We start from the raw sequence: 23,679 nt of genomic DNA, 5'->3' as shown, positions 1-23,679 counted from the left end.
GTATCAATTATTTTTTGCGAGTTACTTGATATAGTTAAGACAAAAGAAAGGAGACATGATGACAGGTATTATTTTAAAACTCAAAAAACAGCTATTAATTATTATGGCGATACTCATTAGTTTAGGTTTTATCAGCCACTTTGTGTTTGAACAACACTATTTCTCGCAACTGCTACTACTGTTAGCTTCTATTTTAGGAGCTCTGCCCATTCTCATCCAGGCTTACCAATCTCTCAAAATCAAAGTTATTTCTATCGATATTTTGGTTTCCATTGCCATCATTGGTGCCTTTCTGATTCAAAATTATGAAGAATCAGCAATGGTCGCTTTTCTCTTTCTCTTAGGAGCATTCCTTGAACAAAGAACCTTGAGAAAAACGAGATCTGCTATCAAAGAATTACTCGATCTAGCCCCTGAAAAAGCAAGATTAATTTTAGACAATGGCCAGATAAAAGAAATTGCCAGCGAAGATGTTGAAGAGGGTCAGAACCTTCTGGTTAGAACGGGAGATAAGGTTCCTGTTGACGGACAAATCCTTTCTGGTAGTGCCTATCTTAACCAGGCTAGCATTACTGGAGAATCCGACCTGCTCAAAAAAGAAGTGGGAGATCAAGTATTTGCCGGAAGCATTCTCGAAAATGGCAGCATCACCATCATCGCACAAAAAGTTGGTGACGATACCGTTTTTGGAAGAATTATCGAACTAGTAGAGGAAGCCCAAGATTCTAAAACTGATACTGAAAAGTTTATCAACAGTTTCTCAAAATACTATACACCGCTGGTTCTTCTGCTAGCTTTCTTAACCTTTATCATAACTAAAAATACAGAATTAGCCATCACTATTTTGGTGTTAGGTTGTCCAGGTGCTCTGGTTATTGGCGTTCCTGTTTCAATGGTCGCTGGTATTGGAAATGGGGCTAAACAAGGTATTCTCTTTAAAGGAAGTGAAGCCATGTCAACATTTAGTAAGGCAGATACCATCCTTTTTGATAAAACAGGTACCCTAACGCAAGGGAAGCCTCGTGTGAATGCCATTGAAACTTTTACAGAGGTATCAAAAACTCAATGGTCTTATCTCGTGAGTCTAGAAAAAGAATCCCAGCATCCTTTAGCTCAGGCAATCCTAAATGATATAGCCGTAGAGAAAACCTATAATGTCGAAGATTTGGAAACGATTAGAGGTGGAGGGCTGTCAGCTACCATTGATCAGCATACGATTTTAGTTGGAAACGCTTGGCTCATGCAGGAAAAACAGATCAAACTTCCTAGTCAAGTGCAAAAAAACATTCACTCACTGTCTCAGACAGGCCATTCTATCGTACTTTATGCTTTGGATGGCCAAATCCTTTTAGCACTAGGCATCAAAGATGCTTTGAGACCAGAAGCACCACAAGTCATTCAATCATTGAGAAAGCAAGGTTTTAAGCAGATTGCCATGCTATCAGGAGACCAACAAGAAACGGCTGAACTCGTGGCTAGAGAAGCTGGCATTCAAACCGTTATGGGAAATCTCCTACCTCAAGACAAGGAAAAATACATTCGTCAATTACAAGATAAGGGTCATAAGGTCATTTTTGTCGGTGATGGGGTCAATGATAGCCCTTCAATCACACGGGCTGATCTTGGTATTGCCATGGGTAGCGGTACAGATGTCGCTATGGAAACCGCTGATTTAATACTCATGCAAGGCAATCTTACACGTCTTGCGCTTGCCCATCGACTCAGCCAAGCAACTAATCGTAACATGCGAGAAAACATTGCCATAGCCCTCCTTGTTGTAGCCATTCTTCTGACCGGGTTGTTAGCTAGCGATTGGGTCAGCATGACCGTCGGCATGTTTGTTCACGAAGCTAGTATTTTAGTGGTTATTTTAAACGGTATGCGCCTTTTAACATTTGGAAAATCACAAAAACTTGATACTTATCAAGGAAGCCAGAACAAAGAATTGGTAAACTAATACAAAAGAAAGAAGGTAATCCTATGTCACAATTAGTCATTCAATTAGAAGAATTAGCCTGCCCCTCTTGCATGGAAAAAATCAAGGCAGCCATTAGTCGTGTTGATGGAGTTGATCGAAACAGTATTAAAGTACTTTTCAATGCCAGCAAAGCTAAGCTGCGATTTGATGAATCATTAACCGATGCTAAAACGATTGCCGCTGCTATTGAAACTATTGGTTATAAGGTTTTAAAAACGAAAGTATCTGCTTAAAGGAGACACTCATGGATTTACAAACATTTTTAAAAGAACACCAAGAAGAACTGGACCTCTATACCAGTGCTATTACAAAAGTTCACGGTAAACATCACCCTGAAGTTTTTGAGGTCAAAAATCTTTATCACAACATTCAGCAACATGTGACTAACCAGCATCCTTACAAAGCAGAGTTTCAAGAGCTTGATAGGATGACACATCACTTTGCTATTCCAGATGATGTTTGTCCTACCTTTGAAAAAACGTATCGTTTGCTTGAAAAAGCTTTTCAATTAGCACAAGCGTGACCTGTGCTATAATAAAAGAAAAGGGTATTGATTTTAGTTTTGAAAGGAAATGACTATGACGCACGACCATCTTTGTGTCTCTCTGGTTCCACTATTTAACCACCTTCCCATCGACGATCAAGAGCGTATTGAACAGCTGATGCATCACCAAGTGTTTCAAAAAGGTGATCTGATTTTTTCGCCAGACCATGAAGCACAGTTGGCTCTGGTCGCTAAAGGAGCCATGAAAGTTTATCGTTTGACTAATAATGGACGGGAGCAACTGCTTCGCATCGCTCAACCCGGAGACTATGAAGGTGATCACTTCCTATTTGGCGTCACAAATGATAACCTCTTTGGTCAAGCCTTACAAAAAACTGAAATCTGCTTGCTGAAACGATCTGACTTTGTCCAACTTTTGGAAAATTATCCTCAGTTAACCTTAACCTTAATGTCTATCAATGCTGAAAAAACACACCAGCTGGAACAGCAAACACAGTTTCTTAGCATGGAAAAAGTAGAAGAACGCTTAGCTTTCTATCTCTATAATCTAGCTAAGGCGTCAGATAGTCACTACCTTGAACTGCCAATGAAAATGAAAGAATTGGCAACCTTTTTAGGAACTAGTCCTGAGACCTTATCGCGGAAATTCAAAGTACTCGAAAACAAAACGTTAATCGAAAGAGACTTAAAAACCATCAAAGTTCTAGATTTAGAAGGGTTGGAAGACTATTAAAACACCAAAAAAATCCAAGGCACTTATCTTGGATTTTTTCTCTATTGTCAACAGTTAACTAATACTGCTCCTCACCAAGTACGCTTTTGACTTTCTTGGTGAGGACTAAAAGGGACACCAATGATGCCCTTACTCTTTAATCAATGATGTTGAATGCACCACCCGATTGTCACGATCTGGGTAAATGTAGTTGATGGCTTCGTTGACTGCCGTAGGTGCTTCTCCAAACCCTGTAGCGATCAAATCTGCCTTACCTGGGTATTCAGCAACATCTCCGATGGCATAAACACCATCCATACTGGTTTTCAAGACTTGGTCTACAAAGATACGATTACGTTTGTAATCTAGGTTCCAATTTTTAAGGTTTTTATTATTGGTTGAAAATCCAAAACTGACAATCAAGGCATCTAATGGTAAATCGAGGGTTTCTTCTTCCTTGATTTTTTGAACACGTAAGCTGGTTGCTCTGCCATTTTCCCCAATGATGGCCATTGGTAGGTAGGGTGTCATAGTCTTGACAGACGACTCTTTCATGATCTCAACGCTGTGCTCGTGTGCGCGAAAAGCATCTCTACGATGAACAATGGTGACACTGGCTGCAACTGGCTCTAGCATATTAGCCCAATCAACAGCAGAATCACCACCACCACAGATGACCACATTTTTTCCAATAAAAGGATCGACTTGATGGACATTGTAGTAGAGATTATCCTCGGCATAGATAGCTTCATCTGGCAAGCCAAGTGGACGTGGTGCGAAAGCCCCATTACCACAGGCGATGATAATCGCTTTTGACAAATGCTCTGCCTTATTAGTTTGAATGTTAAAGACACCTTCTTTTTTCTCAAAGGTTTGCACTTCTTCTTTAAGGCAGATGGTCGTCCGATCTTCAAAACGTTCCACTTGCTTGATGAGATTTTCCGACAACTCTCCTGCCGTAATGGCTGGATAGGCAGGAATATCATAAATTACTTTTTCAGGATAAAGGACAGCTGGCTGACCGCCAAGTTCAGACAAACTTTCAATGATTTTAACCTTCATGCCACGAAGTCCAGCATAAAAGGCGGCAAAAAGCCCAACAGGTCCCCCACCGATGATGGTAATGTCATAAATGTTTTTTTCCGTCATTTTAGCCTTTCTCAGTCTTGCGTATCGTCAAGCTCTCGCTTGATGTTTTCTAATATGTCAGCTTCTTCTTTGGTAAAGGTGTAAGTTTCCAAAAGGTCCGGCCGGCGTAGATAAGTTTTACGGATACTTTCTTCCAACCGCCAGCGCCGGATGTTTTTATGGTGCCCACTCATGAGCACATCTGGAACCTTCATACCACGAAAATCATAGGGACGTGTGTATTGTGGGTACTCCAGCAACCCCGATGAAAAACTATCATCTTGATGACTGGCTTTCTTACCAATAACATCAGGAATAAGCCGAACCGTTGCATCAATCATAGTCATAGCAGCCAATTCACCGCCTGTTAAGACAAAATCTCCGATAGAAATCTCATCCGTTACCAAAGTCTTAATCCGTTCATCATAACCTTCATAATGGCCACAGATAAAAACCAACTCTTCTTCTTGCGATAGCTCTTCCGCATACGACTGATCAAAGGTACGCCCAGCAGGATCTAGCAAGATAACACGAGGATTTTTAGCTCCAATCTTATCAAAGGTATCAAAAATAGGTTGCGCTCGTAACAACATTCCTTGACCACCGCCATACGGTTCGTCATCTACGTGTCGTGCTTTTTCTGCATTTTCACGAAAATTATGGTAGGTGATATCTAGCAATCCACGTTCCTTGGCCTTACCTACAATGGAATGCTCTAGAGGAGCAAACATGTCTGGAAAAAGCGTCAAAATATCAATCTTCATCGTCTAAACCTTCCATGATCTCAACATCCACACGATTACCAGCAACATCAACATTAAGCACAACCGGTGGAATGTAAGGAAGTAAGAGATCTTTTTTACCTTTTCGTTTAACCACCCAAACGTCATTGGCACCTGGCTGCATGATTTCCTTGATTTGTCCGATTAAAACATCATTTTCGTAAACATCAAGACCAATGATTTCATGGTAATAAAACTCATCTTCGGCTAAATCCGTAAGATTGTCTTCAGCAACTTTCAACATCGTTCCCTTGTACTTCTCAACATCATTGATATGATAGAGACCTTTAAATTTGACAATATCAAAATTTTTCTGCTTACGATGGCTAGCAATTTCCACATCCAAAAGGTGATGATCCTTATCATCAAAAATAGACAGCTGACTGCCTTTTTTAAAGCGTTCTTCTGCAAAATCTGTCACAGAAAGAACACGCAATTCACCCTGTAAACCTTGAGTATTCACAATTTTTCCAACGTTAAAATAATTCATTCTTACCTCTACTTTATCTTTTTCACACTCTATAACCAAGTAATAGTCCCTTTTTCAAATCTTATCAGCGTCCTTGCCGTCACTCGACTATCTCACTAGCTACTAATCACCTTTTAACGAATCAACCCCTAAAGCACCAATACTCTAAAAGTAAAATAGATGTCCGCAGAAAAATCTAAAAAAGTTACTTGCCTTTATTAAGAAAATTGCCATCTTCAATCATGTGTAGCAGGGGACGCTAAAGCTAGAACAAGCAAACGAATACTAGCTACTTACTGTTAAGCAATTAAGAGCCTAGATGTCTAATGAAATAATGTCACAAGGCTGAGGCATAAAAATCGTTAATGTCAAGTATCAGTTACCACCTGCCAGCAACTTCTTCCAACCTTCTAGGACGGTCTCTTCACTAAAGCGACTAGCAACTTCAAGTGACTGGTGTCTAAACTGTTGCCTCACCTGCTCTCCTTGATTAAAATAAGTCACTATCGCCTCTGCCAATTGTATGATAACCACTGATTCGTCTTCTTCATGGTCAAACGGAACTAAATACCCATTTTTAGCAGACGTGACAAAGGTCTGATTACCATAAGGTACGTCCAAACCAATGATTGGCAAGCCGTGTGATACCGCCTCCAAGATACTCAAGCCAAATGTTTCCCAAGTTGATGCAGTAAGATACAACTCATGAGAAGGATACACTTCCTCCAAGGGAACATGCCCTTTTAGTAAGATATAGTCTCTTGCTTCTAAATCAATGATTAATTCTCGGCATTTTGGCATTAACGATCCCTCACCATAAATATAAAAAATCAAGTCAGGAATAACCTTTTTAGCAAGAACAACTGCTTTTATCAGCCAATCGATATGCTTTCTAGAGTCAAAACGAGAAGCCGTCATCATGGAAAAGGGGGTATGTTGGTTAGTTTCCTTATACTCAGCTACTGATACACTTCCCACAGGGATAACAGCCATATGAGGCCTAACTGCCATTTCTTCAAAAATGAGTTGTCCCAGCCTTTCTTTCTGCAACGCTGTTGAAGTCACAAAGACATCAATGTCCTTGGCATACTTGATAATGTAATAATATTCATAATTAATAAACAAATAGGAAGCATCATAATTTCTAGGAAAATAATGCTCTGAATGGATAATAGCTGCCACTTTTGCTTTTCCCTTATTTTTCAGCACCACTTGCGCAAAGTCAAAATGCTGACTGCGATCTAAAAGCAACCAATCCTTCTCTGTTAAGTCCAACCTTTTAACAAAGGCATCAAGAAGATCATACTTGGTTAAATAGTGACGATGATTCGCAAAGACAAACGTCGAATTTCCTTCTTTAATGACTTCTTCATAGACCAGATTTCCTTCAGGACTTAAAAAAGCTCGCCTATACAAAGCCGCCTGATACTGACCATCAATCGTCTGAGGGGAATAATATTCACTATAGATATGGCGATTCGTATAAATATCTTTTCGCAGTAACATCCCTTCCGCAAATAGTGTGACATAATCGACAATATCAGATTCCTCATCTAAAAAGCTAACTGCAATCGATTGTTTGCCTTGTTGATAAAAATTGAGGTGTAGACCTTCCTTCTTATGAAAATCTGCTTGATCAAAATGTGGGTAGCGATGACGAATATCTGACAAGGTTACGCTTGGCTTCAAACTGGCATCCTCTAGAAAAGAGATGTGAACAGACATGAGTTGCTCTATAGGAATACCGACCACTTCACTGTAGCGACGAACGTATTCCCAATTTGGTAATTCTGTAAAAATATAGTAATTTTCCTCATCCAGCTGATTTAACAGCTTCGAACGATAACCTTGAGCATACTCCACACCTGAAATTTGAAATCCTACTAATATATTAAAATTATAAAGCGTCATTCTCTCTCCAATCACTACCAATTAGCGCTGTGCGATCTATTACTTGAAAATCGAGTTGCTTCATCTGATAATCAAGGATCTTTTCTCTCAAATTCTCATCACGGTCAAGCTGCTTCAATTTTTCCACCATAGCATCAACATCCTTTTCCTCGAACAGAGTATCTTTATGGCAATACTCTGAATGATGTGCAACTGTCTTAAAAGACAAGAGACAAAGCTTCGCCATAACCGCTCGAGAGACAATTTCATCGACTTCTCGGTAATGATTAATATCTAAATAAAAAGACGACTTTTGCAACAAAGACTTAACATCAGTATCGCTAAGTTCTGGGAAAACTGTCACATTCGCATATTTATTAAAATCCTGTAAAGTGGATGAAACCGTCGTCCTTGCTCCAATAACCAAATGATACTCTGGCAAATGCTCAATAAGATAAGGCAAACCTTCCACCTCATCACTAGCCGTCAAGACGAACAAACTCTTTTTTTCTTTAGGACCGACAGCCTGCGTCATCACCTTTTGATACAAGTTGTCTCGCCGCTGGCTATACTCCGTTACATCAATTACCATACGATTTGACAATTCTGGTAAGTCATTTATCTTCTGGTGTTCTTGTCTATTTAAAAAAGCAAGATTAGTCCCTGCATCACTTAATAAGTTAGTATCACTCGTAATAAGTTGGCGAGATTCACCTTGCGCCTGTAAAACAGCGACTAAAAAAGCTAACCGATTGGAATAATAGCCGTCAAGTTCTTCTTTGTTGGTAACGATAATACCTTCCTTGCCAGGAACCGTCTGTGCAAATTCTCTCTCTTGGTTATCATAATAAATCCTTACTGCATGCGGCGTCTCAGGATGGTAAGTCTTAAAGAAGACCTTACCGTACTGGCTATAATTTTCCCAAAATAAGGGTTGCTCATCATCTGTTAGCCAAGTGATATGGGAAATATAGCGTTTTTCTATTGGAGCCGCAAAATCAAGAATTGCTTTTTTCTTTCCCCAAAAGCTGGCCTTGCCCTTTACCCCCTCATAAATACCCACCTCCCAAAAATCTGGTAGCAGTAAGTGATTATGATAGAGTGGAGACTTTTCTAGAGATGAATCATTCCCACCAGCCAACAGCATCAATGACTCTACCGAATCCGGTAGAAAACCATCATCTTCTAAAACGATAATCCTATCGAAAAAAGATAAATCTAGTATCTCACTGACACGATTAACCGCTTCTAAATTACGTTCAATTAAGAGCACACTCTCTTCTCCTTGTTAAATACATATACTTGTTAATTATATCATAGTAACAAACAATATTTCATAAATCATAAAGAGATTTTAATCCCATTCACCATTGCAAAAAGTTATCAAATTGTTACCAGTAAAATCAAACTGTATGAGCATTTCGTAACCATTTACAGAGTGGATTATTTATTTCACATTTGAATTTTTTGTTTTAATGTATTTTTATAACTGCTTTTAAAGGGTCATTTTTGAGTAATATCCTCATAGTACTAGTTAATTTCAAAATCTAATTTATAAAATTAAGTTAGATAGAAAAAACATTAACGAGTTTATATGGGTGAAGCCTACTATCAAGAAGGAATAACAGTTACTGATATAGTAAAATCTCTGGGGGACGTAAACAAATGATCTATAAAATTACCAATTGTCTCGAAGAAGGACAGTTGTCTTACGACCACTACGAACACTACCAAACTAACAAAAAAACGTTGTGATCGCCATGCGGTAAACTTACCGAACCTGTGAAAGACGTTATCTAAAGTCACTTGGAGCTTACTTGGAGTCTCGATGTCATCAAGGAAATCTATCCAGATAAGATTTCATACACTATACGCCCCGCCCCCTTTATCGTCTAGCTGATCGCGACGTTTTTGATAAGTAACTCCTTCTCTTGGAAAGAGTAATGGAATGTGGGAGGGAAAGTCACGGAAAACAAGTTTTTTTAAGAAATATTCATGAAGAGGAAGCGTTAGATCCAATGTTTGAAACAGTATTTTGACATCTTAAAAACTATATTGTTGTCAGTAAGAAGCAAAAGAGTACTATAATTGCGCTAATTAGAAAACAGTCAGAAGCCATGGTCGTTCTCTAAGCCATAGGATGAAACATTGCTAATATTGAAGGGGCTAACAATCAATGGATGTCTTAATTTCTTAACCCTTCCTTTAAGTCTATAGCGTTTGATGACGGTAAATGACTTTTCTAACTGGAAATCTATCGCTAACCATAATAATATTGACATTTTCTTTGCGGATCCAGGCGGTCCAGGGCAACGTGGATTAAATGAATAGTCAAATGGCTTACTAAGGAGGCATGGGCTTCCTTAGAATATGGATTTTAATGGTCTTTCTCAAGAATTCTTATCAGCCATAGCTGATAGAAGAAACAGGATTCCAAGAAAGTCATTGAACTACCAAACGCCATACCAAGTTTTTCTGACTGACATGAGAATGTCTAACTTAATAGATGTGGCATAGCACAGGATCACTAAAATGAAAACATTTTTGCTCTCGATTCTTTTTGGCAAACGGAAAAAGAGAACCTCACGATTCTTTTTGGCAAACAGAAAAAGAGAACCTCACGATTCTCTCTTGATATGAACTACTGTTTGACTAAAAACAACTTCATAACTTAAAAATAAATAGTCCGTACGGGATTCGAACCCGTGTTACCGCCGTGAAAAGGCGGTGTCTTAACCCCTTGACCAACGGACCATTTCTATTAGTAACCACTAACATCCTAAAGTAATACCTATATACTACTTTACTGGGGTAGCTGGATTCGAACCAACGCATGAGGGAGTCAAAGTCCCTTGCCTTACCGCTTGGCTATACCCCAAAACAACAAAAACTATTTTAACGATTTTTTCAAATCTTGTCAATAGTTTTTGAAGAAAAATTCAACTTATTTTTCATCAATGACCAGTCGAACTTTTTTACCTTGAACGGGCACCGAATAGACAATCGATCTTATGGCCATAATTGTGCGACCTTTTTTTCCGATGATACGGCCAATGTCATTGGCATCCAAATCAAGATGATATTCTAAATACTCAGGCGTATCCTGAATTTTAATCGTTAAGTGATCCGGTTGTGAAATCAAAGGTTTCACAATAGCAATAATAAGATTTTCAATGGTGTCCATAAGCATTTAATTATTTAGAGTATTTTGACTCGTGGAATTTCGCCATAATTCCTTCACGTGAAAGGATGTTACGAACAGTATCTGAAGGTTGTGCACCTTTTGACAACCAATCAAGGATACGCTCTTCTTTAAGAGTTACTTGATTTTCAGCTACAAGTGGGTTGTATGTTCCAACGGTTTCGATAAAACGTCCATCACGTGGAGCACGTGAATCTGCAACGTTGATACGGTAGAAAGGTTTCTTTTTAGAACCCATACGAGTTAAACGGATTTTTACTGCCATTTTTTAAGTCTCTTTTCTTTTGTTTTAATATTTGGATCAACAGCAAGAATACTCCTACTGCTTTACCTTAATCAGTATATCAGAGTTGTTTTATGGTGTCAAGTTTTTTTCTTGACACTTTTATATTTTTATCATTCGAAAGTGATAATGTCTTGGTAAAATCTAAGTGAAAATAGGAATTTTGACGAAGAATCCAGAGAGCGAAGAATTGTTTTTCATACAGGCCTTAGTCCGAATTCAATTACTCTCGTGATTGACGCGTATAGATGATGACTACGTTTTGAAAGTTTGCTACTTTGTAGACACTTCTTATCGACTACATAATCCTTGATATCACGTTTTTGTTCGTAGTGCTACGATTCCACTACCCTTTCCTCTGACGGTTTCAGTTTCTATCGTCAGACTCGTGAGTCGCTATTGGGTTCACCGGAATCAGGTACCCACTTAGAACTTTCAACTCAGAAGTACGTCAGGCCTGTTGTACACAAAAAAGAGAAGACCTAATGGTCTTCTCTAGGTGTTAGCTTTGCATCTCCCTAGTACAGTTGACAAACAGCTAATTTTATTTTCTACAATAAGAATAAGATAGTACATTATCTTATTTATGTCAAAAGACTATCTTCTATCTTTTTTTCGCTTAGCCACTAGACTTGCCCCAAAGAAAAGTCCTAATCCTGCCAAAAGACCGTTATTACTATTCTCACCTGTGTTTGGAAGGTGCTTGGTTGATTCTGAAGCAGTATGAGATTGGCTTGTTGAAGCATTTGCTCTCACTGAAATACTCATACTACTTGAGACGTTCATTGATGTTGACTTACTTGCTGATAACGATTGACTCACACTCATTGAGCTTGAAGCACTCATCGATGCTGATTGGCTAATACTCATCGACGTTGAAGCCGAAACAGATACACTCCCCAAACCTGAGATTGATTCTGACGTTGAAACGGATAAGGAATCTGATTGTGAGACAACATCAGATACTGACGTGCTTAAGCTGCTTGATGCTGACTCTGACAATGATTTAGTCGTTGATCGTGACGTTGATTCTGAAATCGAGACAGAAGTTGACTCTGAATCACGTAACGAGCCACTCATTGATGATGATTCGCTTACTGACGTTGAGACGGAATCACGTGATGAATTGCTCATTGACAAGCTATCGCTATCAATATCAGGATTGTTTGACAATGATAGTGAGGCTGAAAGGGAATCTGAAACAGAGGTTGAAGCACTTACCGATTGGCTATCACGAACTGAATCTGACATTGATTCTGAGGTTGAGACGGACATCGACTTAGAATCTGAAGCGCTTGTTGAAGCTGACTTAGACGCTGAGGCTGAGTTGCTCAAGCTATCACGTGCTGAATCTGAAGCACTGGTTGACTCACTTGAACGATCAGACTCTGAAACAGAGGCGCTCATGGATGATGATACGAACTCTGATAAAGAGTCTGAAACAGATTCTGAGCTTGAATCATCAATGTGGGAATTAGAAACAATATCTGACAAGCTCGTTGAGAAGCTATCTGATGTTGAAACGGAGTCTGAAACTGACGTTGAGGTTACTTTTGAAACAGACTCTGAAGCACTTGTACTAATACTATCTGACTCAGTTGAATTTGAAGTTGACATTGAGTCTGACAATGACGCTGAGATTGATTCTGAATCATCTGTTGACTTACGAACTGAAACAGATTCTGAAGCACTAATTGACTCTGACGTTGAGATACTCATTGAACGTGAATCTGATTCTGATGCTGAGTCTGATTGTGAATGTGCTGTTGAAATTGACTGGCTTGCACTCATTGAGTTTGAAGCACTCATCGATGCTGATTGGCTAGTACTCATCGACGTTGAAGCCGAAACAGATACGCTCCCCAAACCTGAAATTGATTCTGACGTTGAAACAGATAAGGAATCTGATTGTGAGACAACATCAGATACTGACGTGCTTAAGCTGCTTGATGCTGACTCTGACAATGATTTAGTCGTTGATCGTGACGTTGATTCTGAAATCGAGACAGAAGTTGACTCTGAATCACGTAACGAGCCACTCATTGATGATGATTCGCTTACTGACGTTGAAACGGAATCACGTGATGAATTGCTCATTGACAAGCTATCGCTATCAATATCAGGGTTGTTTGACAATGATAGTGAGGCTGAAAGGGAATCTGAAACAGAGGTTGAAGCACTTACCGATTGGCTATCACGAACTGAATCTGACATTGACTCTGAGGTTGAGACGGACATCGACTTAGAATCTGAAGCGCTGGTTGAAGCTGACTTAGACGCTGAAGCTGAGTTGCTCAAGCTATCACGTGCTGAATCTGAAGCGCTGGTTGACTCACTTGAACGATCGGACTCTGAAACAGAGGCGCTCATGGATGATGAAACGAACTCTGATAAGGAGTCTGAAACAGATTCTGAGCTTGAATCATCAATGTGGGAATTAGAAACAATATCTGACAAGCTCGTTGAGAAGCTATCTGATGTTGAAACGGAGTCTGAAACTGACGTTGAGGTTACTTTTGAAACAGACTCTGAAGCACTTGTACTAATACTATCTGACTCAGTTGAATTTGAAGTTGACATTGAGTCTGACAATGACGCTGAGATTGATTCTGAATCATCTGTTGACTTACGAACTGAAACAGATTCTGAAGCACTAATTGACTCTGACGTTGAGATACTCATTGAACGTGAATCGGATTCAGATGCTGAGTCTGATTGTGAATGTGCTGTTGAAACTGACTGGCTTGCACTCATTGAGCTTGAAGCACTCATCGATGCTGATTGGCTAATACTCATCGACGTTGAAGCCGAAACAGATACGCTCCCCAAACCTGAGATTGATTCTGACGTTGAAACAGATAAGGAATCTGATTGTGAGACAACATCAGATACTGACGTGCTTAAGCTGCTTGATGCTGACTCTGACAATGATTTAGTCGTTGATCGTGACGTTGATTCTGAAACCGAGACAGAAGTTGACTCTGAATCACGTGACGAGCCACTCATTGATGATGATTCACTTACTGACGTTGAAACGGAATCACGTGATGAATTGCTCATTGACAAGCTATCGCTATCAATATCAGGGTTGTTTGACAATGATAGTGAGGCTGAAAGGGAATCTGACACAGAGGTTGAAGCACTTACCGATTGGCTATCACGAACTGAATCTGACATTGACTCTGAGGTTGAGACGGACATCGACTTAGAATCTGAAGCGCTTGTTGAAGCTGACTTAGACGCTGAGGCTGAGTTGCTCAAGCTATCACGTGCTGAATCTGAAGCGCTTGTTGACTCACTTGAACGATCAGACTCTGAAACAGAGGCGCTCATGGATGATGAAACGAACTCTGATAAGGAGTCTGAAACAGATTCTGAGCTTGAATCATCAATGTGGGAATTAGAAACAATATCTGACAAGCTCGTTGAGAAGCTATCTGATGTTGAAACGGAGTCTGAAACTGACGTTGAGGTTACTTTTGAAACAGATTCTGAAGCACTTGTACTAATACTATCTGACTCAGTTGAATTTGAAGTTGACCTTGAGTCTGACAATGACGCTGAGATTGATTCTGAATCATCTGTTGACTTACGAACTGAAACAGATTCTGAAGCACTAATTGACTCTGACGTTGAGATACTCATTGAACGTGAATCGGATTCAGATGCTGAGTCTGATTGTGAATGTGCTGTTGAAACTGACTCACTCACACTGATTGAGGTGCTCAAGGATTCAGATGCTGAAACTGACGCACTTGCTGATTCTGAAACTGAGACTGACGCACTTGCTGATTCTGAAACTGAGACTGACGCACTCGTTGACTCAGAAACTGAAACAGATGCACTTGCTGATTCTGAAACGGAAACTGACGCACTTGTTGACTCAGATACTGAAACGGACGCACTTGCTGAGCCTGAAACTGAGACTGACGCACTTGCTGATTCTGAAACTGAGACTGACGCACTTGCTGAGCCTGACGTAGACACTGACACGCTTGTTGACTCGGAAACAGAAACGGATGCACTTGCTGATTCTGAAACTGAGACTGACGCACTTGCTGATTCTGAAACGGACACTGACGCGCTCGTTGACTCGGAAACAGAAACTGACGCACTTGCTGAGCCTGAAACTGAGACTGACGCGCTGGTTGACTCAGATACTGAGACTGAGGCACTTGCTGAGCCTGAAACAGAAACGGACGCGCTCGTTGACTCAGATACTGAGACTGAGGCACTTGCTGAGCCTGACGTAGACACTGACACGCTTGTTGACTCGGAAACAGAAACGGATGTACTTGCTGATTCTGAAACGGAAACGGACGCACTCGTTGAGCCTGAAACTGAGACTGAGGCACTTGCTGACTCAGACGCTGAAACTGATGTACTTAATGATTCAGATAAGGACACTGACGCGCTTGCCGATTCTGAAACGGACACTGACGCACTCGTTGACTCAGAAACGGAGGTGCTTGATGATTCTGAAACAGAAACTGACGCACTTGTTGACTCAGATACTGAGACTGACACACTTGCTGATTCTGAAACTGAGACAGACACACTTGTTGAGCCTGATGTAGACACTGAGGTGCTTGATGATTCTGAAACAGAAACGGACGCACTGGTTGACTCGGAAACAGAGGCACTTGCTGACTCAGATACTGAGACTGAGGCACTTGATGATTCTGAAACGGACACTGACGCGCTGGTTGACTCAGAAACGGAGGTGCTTGATGATTCTGAAACAGAAACGGACGCACTTGTTGACTCGGAAACAGAAACAGATGCACTTGATGATTCTGAAACTGAGACTGACGCACTTGCTGAGCCTGACGTAGCCACTGAGGTGCTTGTTGACTCAGAAACTGAAACAGACGCACTTGATGATTCTGAAACGGAAACGGACGCACTTGATGATTCTGAAACGGAAACGGACGCGCTGGTTGACTCGGAAACTGAGACTGAGGCACTTGCTGAGCCTGACGTAGACACTGAGGTGCTTGATGATTCTGAAACAGAAACGGACGCACTGGTTGACTCGGAAACAGAGGCACTTGCTGACTCAGATACTGAGACTGAGGCACTTGATGATTCTGAAACGGACACTGACGCGCTGGTTGACTCAGAAACGGAGGTGCTTGATGATTCTGAAACAGAAACGGACGCACTTGTTGACTCGGAAACAGAAACAGATGCACTTGATGATTCTGAAACTGAGACTGACGCACTTGCTGAGCCTGACGTAGACACTGAGGTGCTTGTTGACTCAGAAACTGAAACAGACGCACTTGTTGATTCTGAAACGGAAACGGACGCACTTGATGATTCTGAAACGGAAACGGACGCGCTGGTTGACTCGGAAACTGAGACTGAGGCACTTGCTGAGCCTGACGTAGACACTGAGGTGCTTGTTGATTCTGAAACAGAAACGGACGCACTTGTTGACTCAGAAACTGACGCACTTGCTGATTCTGAAACTGAGACAGACACACTTGTTGAGCCTGATGTAGACACTGAGGTGCTTGCTGATTCTGAAACGGAAACTGACGCACTTGCTGACTCAGACGCTGAAACTGATGTACTTAATGATTCAGATAAGGACACTGACGCGCTGGTTGACTCGGAAACAGACGCACTGGTTGAGCCTGATGTAGACACTGAGGTGCTTGTTGACTCGGAAACTGAAACGGACGCACTCGTTGACTCGGAAACGGAAACAGACGCACTCGTTGACTCGGAAACGGAAACAGACGCACTGGCCGATTCTGAAACAGAGACTGACGCACTGGTTGACTCAGATACTGAGACAGACACACTTGTTGAGCCTGATGTAGACACTGAGGTGCTTGCTGATTCTGAAACGAAAACTGACGCACTGGTTGACTCAGAAACTGACGCACTTGCTGATTCTGAAACTGAGACAGACACACTTGTTGAGCCTGATGTAGACACTGAGGCGCTTGCTGATTCTGAAACGGAAACTGAAGCACTTGCTGATTCTGAAACTGAGACAGACGCACTTGTTGAGCCTGATGTAGACACTGAGGTGCTGGTTGACTCGGAAACAGAAACTGACGCACTTGTTGAGCCTGATGTAGACACTGAGGTGCTGGTTGACTCAGAAACGGAAACTGACGCACTTGCTGATTCTGAAACTGAGACTGAGGCACTTGCTGATTCTGAAACTGAAACGGACGCACTCGTTGAGCCTGAAACTGAGACTGACGCACTGGTTGACTCGGAAACAGATGCACTTGCTGATTCTGAAACAGAAACGGACGCACTGGTTGACTCAGATACTGAGACTGACGCACTCGTTGACTCAGAAACTGAGACTGAGGCGCTTGCTGATTCTGAAACTGAGACGGAGGTGCTTGCTGATTCTGAAACAGAAACTGAGGCGCTTGCTGATTCTGAAACTGAGACTGACGCACTCGTTGAGCCTGAAACTGAGACTGACGCACTGGTTGACTCGGAAACAGAAACAGATGCACTTGCTGATTCTGAAGTTGAAACGGAGGTGCTTGCTGATTCTGAAACAGAAACAGACGCACTTGCTGACTCAGATACTGAGACTGAGGCGCTTGCTGATTCTGAAACTGAGACTGACGCACTTGTTGAGCCTGATGTAGACACTGAGGTGCTGGTTGACTCGGAAACAGAAACTGACGCACTTGTTGACTCAGATACTGAGACTGACGCACTGGTTGACTCGGAAACAGAAACTGACGCACTTGCTGATTCTGAAACTGAGACTGACCCACTGGTTGACTCGGAAACAGAAACAGATGCACTTGCTGATTCTGAAACAGAAACGGACGCACTCGTTGACTCAGATACTGAGACTGAGGCACTTGCTGAGCCTGAAACAGAAACAGATGCACTTGCTGACTCAGATACTGAGACAGACGCACTTGTTGAGCCTGATGTAGACACTGAGGTGCTTGTTGACTCAGAAACAGAAACGGACACGCTTGTTGACTCAGATACTGAGACTGACGCACTTGCTGACTCAGATACTGAGACGGAGGCGCTTGCTGATTCTGAAACTGAGACTGACGCACTTGCTGACTCAGATACTGAGACGGAGGCGCTTGCTGATTCTGAAACTGAGACTGACGCACTTGCTGAGTCTGAAACAGAAACGGACGCACTGGTTGAGCCTGACGTAGACACTGACACGCTGGTTGACTCGGAAACTGACGCACTCGTTGACTCAGATACTGAGACGGAGGCACTTGCTGATTCTGAAACAGAAACGGACGCACTTGCTGACTCAGATACTGAGACTGAGGCGCTTGCTGATTCTGAAACGGAAACTGAAGCACTTGCTGAGTCTGAAACAGAAACGGACGCACTTGTTGAGCCTGATGTAGACACTGAGGTGCTTGTTGACTCAGAAACAGAAACTGACGCGCTGGTTGACTCAGATACTGAGACTGAGGCACTTGCTGAGTCTGACGTAGACACTGACACGCTTGTTGACTCGGAAACTGACGCACTCGTTGACTCAGATACTGAAACGGACGCACTTGCTGATTCTGAAACTGAGACTGACGCACTGGTTGACTCGGAAACAGATGCACTTGCTGATTCTGAAACAGAAACGGACGCACTGGTTGACTCTGAAACTGAGACTGACGCACTTGTTGAGCCTGATGTAGACACTGAGGTGCTTGTTGACTCAGAAACAGAAACTGACGCGCTGGTTGACTCAGATACTGAGACTGAGGCACTTGCTGAGTCTGACGTAGACACTGACACGCTTGTTGACTCGGAAACTGACGCACTCGTTGACTCAGATACTGAAACGGACGCACTTGCTGATTCTGAAACTGAGACTGACGCACTGGTTGACTCGGAAACAGATGCACTTGCTGATTCTGAAACAGAAACGGACGCACTGGTTGACTCAGATACTGAGACTGACGCACTCGTTGACTCAGAAACTGAGACTGAGGCGCTTGCTGATTCTGAAACTGAGACGGAGGTGCTTGCTGATTCTGAAACAGAAACTGAGGCGCTTGCTGATTCTGAAACTGAGACTGACGCACTCGTTGAGCCTGAAACTGAGACTGACGCACTGGTTGACTCGGAAACAGAAACAGATGCACTTGCTGATTCTGAAGTTGAAACGGAGGTGCTTGCTGATTCTGAAACAGAAACAGACGCACTTGCTGACTCAGATACTGAGACTGAGGCGCTTGCTGATTCTGAAACTGAGACTGACGCACTTGTTGAGCCTGATGTAGACACTGAGGTGCTGGTTGACTCGGAAACAGAAACTGACGCACTGGTTGACTCAGATACTGAGACTGACGCACTTGTTGACTCAGATACTGAGACTGACGCACTTGCTGATTCTGAAACGGACGCACTCGTTGACTCAGAAACAGAAACGGACACGCTGGTTGACTCAGATACTGAGACTGACGCACTTGCTGACTCAGATACTGAGACGGAGGCGCTTGCTGATTCTGAAACTGAGACTGACGCACTTGCTGACTCAGATACTGAGACGGAGGCACTTACTGAGCCTGACGTAGACACTGACACGCTGGTTGACTCGGAAACTGAAACAGATGCACTTGTTGACTCAGATACTGAGACTGACACACTTGCTGATTCTGAAACGGAAACGGACGCACTTACTGAGCCTGACGTAGACACTGACACGCTGGTTGACTCGGAAACTGAAACAGATGCACTTGCTGACTCAGAAACGGAAACTGACGCGCTGGTTGACTCGGAAACTGAAACAGATGCACTTGCTGACTCAGAAACGGAAACTGACGCGCTGGTTGACTCAGAAACGGAAACTGACGCACTTGCTGATTCTGAAACTGAGACTGAGGCACTTGCTGATTCTGAAACTGAAACGGACGCACTCGTTGAGCCTGAAACTGAGACTGACGCACTTGCTGATTCTGAAACTGAGACAGACACACTTGTTGAGCCTGATGTAGACACTGAGGTGCTTGCTGATTCTGAAACGGAAACTGACGCACTTGCTGACTCAGACGCTGAAACTGATGTACTTAATGATTCAGATAAGGACACTGACGCGCTGGTTGACTCAGAAACGGAAACAGACGCACTTGTTGAGCCTGATGTAGACACTGAGGTGCTTGTTGACTCGGAAACGGAAACGGACGCACTCGTTGACTCGGAAACGGAAACAGACGCACTGGCCGATTCTGAAACAGAGACTGAGGCACTTACTGAGCCTGACGTAGACACTGACACGCTTGTTGACTCAAATACTGAAACTGACGCGCTGGTTGACTCGGAAACTGAAACAGATGCACTTACGGAGGCGCTTGCTGAGCCTGACGTAGACACTGACGCACTGGTTGACTCAGAAGTTGAAACAGATGCACTTGTCGAGCCTGACTTAGATGTTGAAACACTTTCAGATAGCGATGCTGAAGCACTTGTTGAAACTGACTTAGACGTGCTTACTGATTCTGACTTGGCAGTTGATGTACTCTCTGATAATGACTTAGATGTCGATGCACTCACCGATTCTGACTTGGCTGTTGATGTACTCTCTGATAATGACTTAGACGTCGATGCACTCACCGATTCTGACTTGGCAGTTGATGTACTCTCTGATAATGACTTAGATGTCGACGCACTCACCGATTCTGACTTGGCAGTTGATGTACTCTCTGATAATGACTTAGACGTCGATGCACTCACCGATTCTGACTTGGCAGTTGATGTACTCTCTGATAATGACTTAGACGTCGACGCACTCACCGATTCTGACTTGGCAGTTGATGTACTCTCTGATAATGACTTAGACGTCGATGCACTTACTGACTCGCTGTCTGATTTCTCTGATATTGACTTTGAAGTACTTGCTGATTGCGACGTCGATCCTTCACTAACTGACGCTGAAGTCGATACTGATGCGGACTCTGACTCGATTTTATCAATAACATCTGCGTTAACACCATTTACTTGATAACCACCAATAGCTGTCGCTCCACTGTTGTTCGATACTACATATGGTGCAGATTGTGAGTTGTAACGTCCAATTTTCTCGTTCGTACCATCTTCATAAAAGGTAGGACTTTTTGATGATCCTGCGATCATTTTTATGCCTAAGGTAGCTAAATCCTTAACTGAACCTGAATAAGAAGTTGTGAAAGTTATTTCATGGGACGTAACTCCAGTTGATTTTGTTTTGGATACATATTCTTTTCCAGTGTTAGACCCTGAAACAACAGTTGTTGATTGACCATCAACAAGGACATTGGTTGGATTACCTAGATTAGGGTCACTACTAGTATCAATATAAAGACCAGTATAGGCACCACCTGTCCTAGTATTCGTCCATGTGTTTGTTTTCAAGACATCAGTTGGATCGTAAACAACTTTCCAAGTGATCGTCTTTGTAGCTGAGTCATAAACACCTGTAACACCAACGATAGTGTTTAAAAGTTTATTACTATCACCGCCTGACCAATAGTACTGCCGTCCCCCATTGGTAAAGTCAGCGATGGTAAAGGTCGTCTTTGTACCTGTCGTCGATGCTCTAAAACCTGTATAGCTTCTTGGCTTTAGGACAGCATTGTCCGATTCAATGACTTTAAATGTGATGGTATCTTTGGCACTTTCTGTAACAGTCTGCGTTACAAGCGGCGCTTGACCGTCTGCCAAGACGTATCCCGGTATCTTACTTAAATCAGCTAATTCTGTAATGGTAGCAGAAACCTTTTCTCCCTTGGCATTAGTTGTCTCAACAGGAATCATATGAGCACTTGATGCAATCACCTTGCCATTTTGATCAACGTATTGAACCTTGTAAGCAACACCTGCCACCCGTTTTTGATTAGAAGTTACTGAACTAGCATCTTCAACAAGTCCTTGATCAGTTGTTTTTTCTTTTGTTGTCGGTGTTGTTATTGCTGCTGCTACCAATCCTGTACTAGCTGCATCAGAAGTTGTTGCCAATGTTTCAGCTGCCTGAACATCAGATGGCGCTACTGCCAACGAACTGCTATTAACATCTGTAACGATTGCTGTTGAACTCTTAGAGTCAGTTGCTGTTGGTGTCTCATCTGTTACTGCTGCTGGATTAACAAGGTCAGCTGCATCCCCAAGCTTACTTGTTTCTGTAGACTTAGTTTTATCTTCAACAACTACAGGAGTATCTGCTTTAGCTTCTCCTATAGACATGCTCTCACTGGCTGCTGTTGAAGCTAATAGTGAGGTAGAAGCCGACTCTGAAATAGATACCGACTCAGATACAGACAAACTCTCTGATTGTCTGATAGACTGGCTCTCACTCAAAGACTGTGATTGTGCCATAGACGAGGATATCTCATTAGACTCAAAACCGACAGGTGTTTCTGTATCAGTAGCCTCTTTATCAGCTGGTCCTTCAACAACTTCTGTTGTCATTGTTTCCACAACAAAAACATCACCTTGTGTGGTGGCACCTTGGCTAGAGTCAGTAGTAGCTTCTGTCGTTTCATCAGCATGAACTGCGGTGTCCGCAAGCACTACTCCACCAGATACTGCGCCGGCTGCTAACAGCAGTTTTAGAGTCGCCATATTTGTCGTTGATAGACTCTCTGTCGGCATGCTCTTGATTCGAACAGCAGTTGACTTATCACTACCAGCCACACGAAAAAGACTGAGTTGAGACATCACTGTCTTAACCCAATTCTTGCCCGCTTTGTGCATTTTGACATAGCTACGACGATTAACTTCGTCAAAGTCTTTATTAAATTGTTTACGTTTCAACGTTTTCTCCTAATCTAAAGGTTACTCTCTCGTTTTATAAAAGTATAAAACATTCTATTATTTTACCACAAAGCCATTTATAACGACAACTACCCAATTTGTAAAATTAAACTAGACAGAAAAAGGCATCTTACCACAAATGAACTCGTTATGATAGAGGTATACCATCAAGAAGCTGGAAATTCATTTCTGATCAGCACGACATTGACATCTTCTTTGCTGATCTTGGTTGCCCAGGATAGAGGGGATTACACGAGCATTCTAATGGTCTATTAAGGCAACACGGTCTTCCTAAGCAAATGGATTTTAATGATATTTCTCAAACGGTCTTATCTGCTATAGCTGATAAGAGAAATAGAATTCCTAGAAAATCTCTAAACTATCAAGCACCTTGTCATCTTTTTCTGAGTAAAATAAATCAGTCTAGCTTAATTTGACAATTCAGAAACTTTAAAATGAACTGCTCTTAGTCAAAGTATACTAATTTCAAATTAATTACTTTAAATATTGGAAGTTCACTAAGTCAAACAGGTTATCCTTATGACAATGTCATGACTGAAAGTACCGATTGTTGCTTCAAACTGGAGTTTAGCCAACAGGGGACATTCCGTACACTGGACAAATTATCCTTTAAAACAAAAAATTATAGTCACTGCAGAAACCACCGCTGGATTCATAACAGTCTCAATGATTAAACACCAATAATTATGCGCTTAAATAGCCAAGAAAAAACACTTTATAAAAATGATACAGAAAAACGTTACATTTCCACAAGAACTGAACAAAAAATTAAAGCGGTATATTTAGATCTGCTATCTCATAATAATAAAAACCAGTTTCAATAAAAGAAATTTGTCAGGTAGCATAATGCAACAGAAATACCTTTCACCTTCATTATGATACAAGAGATAGCCTTTCTGATCAGCTAATGCATGATATTTTAAATGATTTAACAATGGATTATATACCCAAAGAG

14 protein-coding genes, 2 tRNA genes and 1 pseudogene are annotated in these 23,679 nt (G+C 41.8%); 7 read left to right on the top strand and 10 right to left on the bottom strand.

The window, feature by feature from the left end; genetic code table 11:
• Positions 1-58: 58 nt before the first annotated feature.
• The 4 genes from A2G56_RS01260 to A2G56_RS01245 are packed head-to-tail and all read left to right on the top strand — an operon-like array spanning position 59 to position 3,216.
• The gene (locus A2G56_RS01260; protein WP_062707900.1) at positions 59-1,957 is read left to right on the top strand and encodes a heavy metal translocating P-type ATPase; all 1,899 of its coding nucleotides are present in this window, start codon (positions 59-61) and stop codon (positions 1,955-1,957) included.
• 23 nt (positions 1,958-1,980) lie between these two features.
• Positions 1,981-2,211 carry a heavy-metal-associated domain-containing protein gene (locus tag A2G56_RS01255; protein ID WP_062707897.1) on the top strand — a complete coding sequence of 77 codons (231 nt, stop codon included), beginning with the start codon at positions 1,981-1,983 and terminating at the stop codon, positions 2,209-2,211.
• A gap of 11 nt (positions 2,212-2,222) precedes the next feature.
• The gene (locus A2G56_RS01250; RefSeq protein ID WP_062707893.1) at positions 2,223-2,501 is read left to right on the top strand and encodes a hypothetical protein; all 279 of its coding nucleotides are present in this window, start codon (positions 2,223-2,225) and stop codon (positions 2,499-2,501) included.
• Positions 2,502-2,556: 55 nt separating this feature from the next.
• Positions 2,557-3,216 (top strand): Crp/Fnr family transcriptional regulator, encoded by a 660-nt coding sequence (locus A2G56_RS01245; RefSeq protein WP_062707889.1) that lies wholly within the window; start codon positions 2,557-2,559, stop codon positions 3,214-3,216.
• Between the two features lie 129 nt (positions 3,217-3,345).
• Here the strand turns inward: A2G56_RS01245 and A2G56_RS01240 are convergent, their stop codons facing one another.
• The 10 genes from A2G56_RS01240 to A2G56_RS10735 form a co-directional block, all read right to left on the bottom strand.
• Positions 3,346-4,344, bottom strand: a complete 999-nt coding sequence (locus A2G56_RS01240; protein WP_062707885.1) for an NAD(P)/FAD-dependent oxidoreductase — start codon at positions 4,342-4,344, stop codon at positions 3,346-3,348.
• A gap of 11 nt (positions 4,345-4,355) precedes the next feature.
• Positions 4,356-5,087 carry a tRNA (guanosine(37)-N1)-methyltransferase TrmD gene (gene trmD / locus A2G56_RS01235; RefSeq protein ID WP_062707882.1) on the bottom strand — a complete coding sequence of 244 codons (732 nt, stop codon included), beginning with the start codon at positions 5,085-5,087 and terminating at the stop codon, positions 4,356-4,358.
• Positions 5,077-5,595 carry a ribosome maturation factor RimM gene (gene rimM / locus A2G56_RS01230; RefSeq protein ID WP_062707879.1) on the bottom strand — a complete coding sequence of 173 codons (519 nt, stop codon included), beginning with the start codon at positions 5,593-5,595 and terminating at the stop codon, positions 5,077-5,079. Before rimM ends, trmD begins: the two co-directional genes overlap by 11 nt.
• Before the next feature lie 354 nt (positions 5,596-5,949).
• Complete coding sequence (locus A2G56_RS01225; protein WP_237334427.1) at positions 5,950-7,485, bottom strand: glycosyltransferase; 1,536 nt, start codon at positions 7,483-7,485, stop codon at positions 5,950-5,952.
• A complete protein-coding gene (locus tag A2G56_RS01220; protein ID WP_062707874.1) occupies positions 7,472-8,737 on the bottom strand; it encodes a hypothetical protein in 1,266 nt (421 codons plus the stop codon). The genes A2G56_RS01225 and A2G56_RS01220 overlap by 14 nt, the downstream gene beginning before the upstream one ends.
• Positions 8,738-10,146: 1,409 nt before the next feature.
• Positions 10,147-10,218: transfer RNA gene (locus A2G56_RS01210), tRNA-Glu, on the bottom strand.
• A 52-nt stretch (positions 10,219-10,270) separates the two neighbouring features.
• Positions 10,271-10,342: transfer RNA gene (locus A2G56_RS01205), tRNA-Gln, on the bottom strand.
• Between the two features lie 66 nt (positions 10,343-10,408).
• Positions 10,409-10,648, bottom strand: a complete 240-nt coding sequence (locus tag A2G56_RS01200) for a KH domain-containing protein (protein ID WP_062712344.1) — start codon at positions 10,646-10,648, stop codon at positions 10,409-10,411.
• Between the two features lie 10 nt (positions 10,649-10,658).
• Positions 10,659-10,931, bottom strand: coding sequence for a 30S ribosomal protein S16 (rpsP, locus tag A2G56_RS01195; RefSeq protein ID WP_062707871.1), 273 nt, complete (start codon positions 10,929-10,931; stop codon positions 10,659-10,661).
• 615 nt (positions 10,932-11,546) lie between these two features.
• Positions 11,547-11,951: an LPXTG cell wall anchor domain-containing protein gene (locus A2G56_RS10735; protein WP_172793775.1), complete on the bottom strand. Its 405-nt coding sequence runs from the start codon at positions 11,949-11,951 to the stop codon at positions 11,547-11,549.
• On the opposite strand from A2G56_RS10735, the gene A2G56_RS11095 reads away from it, so the two are divergent.
• The 3 genes and pseudogenes from A2G56_RS11095 to A2G56_RS10875 all read left to right on the top strand — a co-directional run.
• Complete coding sequence (locus A2G56_RS11095; protein WP_062707863.1) at positions 11,920-20,916, top strand: hypothetical protein; 8,997 nt, start codon at positions 11,920-11,922, stop codon at positions 20,914-20,916. The two genes, A2G56_RS10735 and A2G56_RS11095, sit on opposite strands and share 32 nt — an antisense overlap.
• Positions 20,917-22,131: 1,215 nt before the next feature.
• On the top strand, positions 22,132-22,440 hold the full coding sequence (locus A2G56_RS01180; protein ID WP_062707860.1) for a hypothetical protein: 309 nt from the start codon (positions 22,132-22,134) through the stop codon (positions 22,438-22,440).
• A gap of 439 nt (positions 22,441-22,879) precedes the next feature.
• A pseudogene (locus A2G56_RS10875) lies at positions 22,880-23,140 on the top strand (transposase); the annotation flags it as partial.
• Positions 23,141-23,679 lie beyond the last annotated feature (539 nt).

This window comes from Streptococcus halotolerans (genome assembly GCF_001598035.1).
Classification (GTDB): domain Bacteria; phylum Bacillota; class Bacilli; order Lactobacillales; family Streptococcaceae; genus Streptococcus; species Streptococcus halotolerans.
Note: the sequence above shows the minus strand (reverse complement) of the source record. Positions and strands in the feature narration are given on the sequence as shown.